The sequence below is a fragment of the Deltaproteobacteria bacterium genome (assembly GCA_016223005.1).
Taxonomy (GTDB): domain Bacteria; phylum Desulfobacterota; class GWC2-55-46; order UBA9637; family GWC2-42-11; genus JACRPW01.
This window is the reverse complement of sequence record JACRPW010000033.1, coordinates 1-4,794: the sequence shown is the minus strand read 5'-3', so window position 1 is coordinate 4,794 and position 4,794 is coordinate 1. Positions and strand designations below refer to the sequence as shown.

4 protein-coding genes are annotated in these 4,794 nt (G+C 43.3%); all 4 read left to right on the top strand.

What is annotated here, in order from left to right:
* Nucleotides 1–61 precede the first annotated feature (61 nt).
* Nucleotides 62–1,573 carry a monovalent cation/H+ antiporter subunit D family protein gene (locus HZC45_03630; protein ID MBI5682249.1) on the top strand — a complete coding sequence of 504 codons (1,512 nt, stop codon included), beginning with the start codon at nucleotides 62–64 and terminating at the stop codon, nucleotides 1,571–1,573.
* Entirely contained in the window at nucleotides 1,570–1,824 is a 255-nt protein-coding gene (locus tag HZC45_03625) for a hypothetical protein (GenBank protein MBI5682248.1), read from the top strand. Before HZC45_03630 ends, HZC45_03625 begins: the two co-directional genes overlap by 4 nt.
* Complete coding sequence (locus HZC45_03620) at nucleotides 1,817–3,580, top strand: Na(+)/H(+) antiporter subunit D (GenBank protein MBI5682247.1); 1,764 nt, start codon at nucleotides 1,817–1,819, stop codon at nucleotides 3,578–3,580. The genes HZC45_03625 and HZC45_03620 overlap by 8 nt, the downstream gene beginning before the upstream one ends.
* A gap of 156 nt (nucleotides 3,581–3,736) precedes the next feature.
* Nucleotides 3,737–4,794 (top strand): NADH-quinone oxidoreductase subunit M (locus HZC45_03615; GenBank protein ID MBI5682246.1); only part of this gene is annotated, 1,058 nt, incomplete at its 3' end.

The window sequence follows — 4,794 nt, the reverse complement described above, 5'->3', positions numbered from 1 at the left end:
TGGGCGATTGGTAATAGGTAAAACCCATAACCTATGACCAATAACCCATAACCTGATTTTTATGGAACCCATTTACTCAATGAGACCGCTTCTGGCAGTTTTGGTTTCGCTCTTTGCTGCGTTTATTATATTGACATTAGACAAGAAGCCGAATGTCAGAGATGCAGTCTCTTTTATAGCAGCCATTATAAAATTTTCCATCGTGGCATCAATGGCTCCTGCTATTCTGGCAGGCGGCACTATTGAATTGAATTTGTTTACCATCCTGCCCGGCATTGATTTTAAATTCCGTGTGGATGCGCTTGGTATGGTATTTGCCACGATTTCATCGCTCCTCTGGATATTTGCCGCAGTCTATTCTGTTGGCTATATGAGGAGCAGCCGTGAACACCGCCAGACAAGGTTCTTCGCCTGTTTTGCCATAAGTCTTTCTGCTGCCGTAGGCGGTGCTTTCTCTGCAAACCTGTTTACCTTAATTATATTTTACGAAGTTTTAAGCCTTATAACATATCCGCTTGTCTATCATAAGGAAACAGACGAATCGTGGGAAGGAAGTAAAAAATATGTGGTCTATCTGGTTGGCACTTCCAAGACACTGCTTCTGGCAGCAGTTGCACTTACATATTATTTTGCAGGGAATCTGGATTTTGCCCCTCATGGGTTACTGGAAAATGTATCTGCATCCCCTGTGCTTTTAACAATCGTCTATTTCTGTTATCTCTTTGGTTTTGCCAAGGCAGGGGTAATGCCGTTCCATGCGTGGCTGCCTGCTGCAATGGTGGCGCCAACGCCTGTCAGCGCCCTCCTGCACGCAGTTGCAGTTGTCAAGATGGGGGTATTTTGTGTTCTCAGGGTTGTATTCCATGTCTTCGGCATAAGCCTTATGCAGTCGCTTAATTTAGGCATTGCAACCGCTTATATAGTCTCATTTACTATAATCATTGCATCTGTTTATGCCTTAACCAGAGATAATCTAAAGGCAAGGCTGGCATATTCAACAGTCAGCCAACTATCCTATATAATACTTGGCGCTGTGCTTCTAACGCCCAGCAGTATGGTGGGAGGAATTACACATATTGCAAGCCATGCCTTTTCAAAGATTACACTCTTTTTCTGCGCAGGCTCAATCTACTGTGCAGCCCACAAGACAAAGGTAAGCGAACTTGCTGGCATTGGCAAAAAACTTCCATGGACAATGACGGCATTCTTTATAGGCTCGCTGAGCATGATAGGTGTTCCGCCTGCTGCAGGTTTTATAAGCAAGTGGTATATTGCAGTAGGCTCTATAGAGGCAAATGATGTGGTAATCCTTGCAGTCCTTCTTATAAGTTCTATACTGAACGCAGCATATTTTCTGCCCATAACATACAAGGCATTCTTTGAAAAATCTGATGATGGACATGAACATAACAGCCACGGACATTCCCCGACAGGAGCATTCGGGGACAAGCACGAAGAGATTAAAGAGATTCCTATGGTAGTAATACCTCTGTTTATAACCGCAATCCTCTCTGTACTTATGGGCATGTATCCTGATTATTTCATAACCCTTGCAAAGGAGGTTATAAAATGATTAAGCGGATTGTATTTTTCTTTGGCGACCCTGAATATGCCAAACTCAGATGGAAACTCCTTTACATTACTCTGGCAATTATTGTCCTAGCAGACTTTCTGGCGCCTCGTGAACATGCTGCCTTTTTCTGGGATGAGATTCCCGGCTGGGGCGCATTATACGGTTTTATCGCATGCACCCTGATTGTCTTTGTCTCTAAATTCCTTGGACATCAAGGCGGTCTTATGAAAAAAGAGGATTACTATGATTGATTGGTTTCACCCGTCTATACTATTTATCTTTGGGGCATTTTTAATCCCATTTTTAAGGGGAAAGGCGCTTAAGTCATTCCTCATTCTTATACCTGCTGCTGCATTTATTGATGTGGCATCAATGTCGCAAGGCACTTACTGGACATATAATTTTGCGGGCAATGAAATCATATTCGGCAAGGTGGATAAGTTAAGCCTTGTATTTGCCTATGTCTTTACAATCATGGCGTTTATCGGCATGCTGTATGCCCTCCATGTAGATGACATTGGTCAGCATATAGCTGCATTTTTGTATGTAGGCAGTTCTTTAGGCGTTGTCTTTGCCGGTGATTATTTTGTGTTGTTTGTTTTCTGGGAAATCATGGCATTTGCCTCTGTCTATCTTGTGTTTGCCCGACGTGAAAAAGAGGCTGTTGAGGCAGGTTTCAGATATATACTTGTGCATATATTCGGCGGCGTTTGTTTGCTCGGCGGCATTATCCTTCACTATATTTCTTCAGGCTCAATACTATTCGGTCCTATTGAGCATGACGGCAGTCTTGCATTCTATCTTATCCTGCTCGGATTTATACTGAATGCCGCAGTCCCGCCGCTCAATGCATGGCTTACAGACGCATATCCTGAGGCTACTGTGACAGGCGCTGTATTTATGTGTGCATACACCACAAAGACAGCGGTCTATGTTCTGGTGCGGGCATTCCCCGGCACAGAGGTCTTAGTCTGGCTTGGTGTGTTTATGGCGCTTTACGGCGTTGTTTATGCAGTTCTGGAAAATGACTGCAGAAGGCTTCTTGCATATCATATTGTGAGTCAGGTCGGTTATATGGTGGCAGGCGTTGGCATTGGCACAGAACTGTCATTAAACGGCTCAACATCTCATGCCTTTGCCCATATACTTTACAAGGCGCTTCTGTTTATGGGCGCTGGGGCTGTAATTTATATGACAGGCAAACGCAAACTTACAGAACTAGGCGGGCTTTACAAGACCATGCCTATTACCCTTGTGCTTTATATGATTGGCGGTTTTGCGATTTCTGCATTTCCGCTTTTCAGCGGTTTTGTAAGCAAGTCAATGGTAGTTGCTGCTGCAAGCCATGACCACAGGGCATATGCAACACTCCTTTTAACCCTTGCCTCATCAGGCACATTTCTTCATACAGGTTTAAAACTGCCATACTATATGTTCTTTGCAAAGGATTCAGGCATACGGGCAAAAGAACCTCCTCTCAATATGCTTATAGGCATGGGTATTGCCGCATTCCTTTGTATTGCAATAGGCGTATTTCCAAATGCCCTTTATGCCTATCTGCCGTATCCTGTTCATTTTGAACCATACACACCTGACCATGTAACCAGCGCCCTTGGTATCCTCATGTTTACAGCGCTTGCATTTTTCCTGTTCCTTAAATATCTTGACCCCGAACCAACTATCAGTGTTGACACAGACTGGTTTTACAGAAAAGGGGCAAGGGTCTTTATGTGGTTTGCAAATAAGCCTGTTGCAGCCTATGAATCCGTTGTCAGTGATTTTTCCAATACCATGATTTTAAAACCCCTGTATGCTGTTGCTGCTATTGGACTCTGGATTGATAAAAATATAATTGACTGGCTTGTAAATGCAGTGGCAAGTTTTATAATGTTTTGCGGTTCAAAAGTCAGACAGGTTCAAACAGGATTTATTCAGCATTATGCAATGAGCATAGTATTTGGCGTAGTGGTGATTGTTGTGGTTTATTCAATGCTTTGGAGAAGCTAAATTTTCAAACCTAAAGGTTTGAGTTACAGTTTGTTACTGTGAATACAGGGGTAACTCAAGGCTTTAGCCTTGAAAAATTACAGTTTGTTACTGTGAATACAGGGGTAACTCAAGGCTTTAGCCTTGAAAAATGCTAAAGGTTTTACAATGAACATAATGGAAAATAACATACTCACAATTGTAACATTTCTGCCCCTTGCCGGCGCAGCGCTTCTGCTTTTTATCAAGAATGTTCAGGCAGCAAGATGGACTGCCCTTGTATTTACTGTGGTGGATTTTATCATCGCTATTCCAATCGTCTGCAACTTCAACATCACAACCTATGAGATGCAGTTTGTTGAGAGGCATCCATGGATACCTTCATGGAATATCAGTTATGCAATGGGTGTGGACGGCATCAGTGTCCTGTTTGTATTCCTGACGGCCTTGCTTGGATGGATATGCGTGCTTGCATCATGGAAGGCAATTGAAAACAAGGTAAAGGAATTTATGATTGTCATCCTTGTTATGCAGACTGCGATGCTCGGCGTCTTCTGCGCGCTGGATTTTTTCCTGTTCTATCTGTTCTGGGAGGCAATGCTGATTCCCATGTATCTTCTCATAGGTGTATGGGGCGGAAAGAACAGGATTTATGCTGCTGTTAAATTCTTCCTGTATACCCTTGCAGGAAGCGTGCTTCTCCTTGTCGGCATCATTGTGCTTTATTTTGCAGGCGGAAAGACCTTTGACATCTTGGCTCTTATGGATGCGAAATATTCATGGACAGTTCAGTTCTGGGTCTTCCTTGCATTCTTTATTGCATTTGCAATCAAGGTTCCTATGTTTCCATTTCACACATGGCTGCCTGATGCACATGTTGAGGCGCCAACAGCAGGGAGTATCGTGCTTGCAGGTGTGCTGCTAAAGATGGGGACATACGGATTTTTAAGGTTTTCTTTGCCGATGCTGCCTGATGCCTCAAGGTATTTTGCTGACCCAATACTATGGTTGTCCATAGTTGCCATTATATACGGCGGTTATCTTGCGCTTGCTCAGGATGATATTAAAAAACTTGTTGCATACTCCAGCGTCAGTCACATGGGTTTTGTAACACTCGGATTATTTGTTTATAATGTTCAGGGTGTTGAAGGCGGAATACTTCAGATGTTAAATCACGGCATTACGACCAGCGCCTTGTTTTTGTGCGTCGGTGTTATATACGAGAGAACTCACAC

What these genes read in the sequence shown, in the direction of transcription:
- HZC45_03630 (MBI5682249.1), top strand. Translation starts at nt 62, where the DNA reads ATGGAACCCATTTACTCAATGAGACCGCTTCTGGCAGTTTTGGTTTCG.
- HZC45_03625 (MBI5682248.1), top strand. Translation starts at nt 1,570, where the DNA reads ATGATTAAGCGGATTGTATTTTTCTTTGGCGACCCTGAATATGCCAAA.
- HZC45_03620 (MBI5682247.1), top strand. Translation starts at nt 1,817, where the DNA reads ATGATTGATTGGTTTCACCCGTCTATACTATTTATCTTTGGGGCATTT.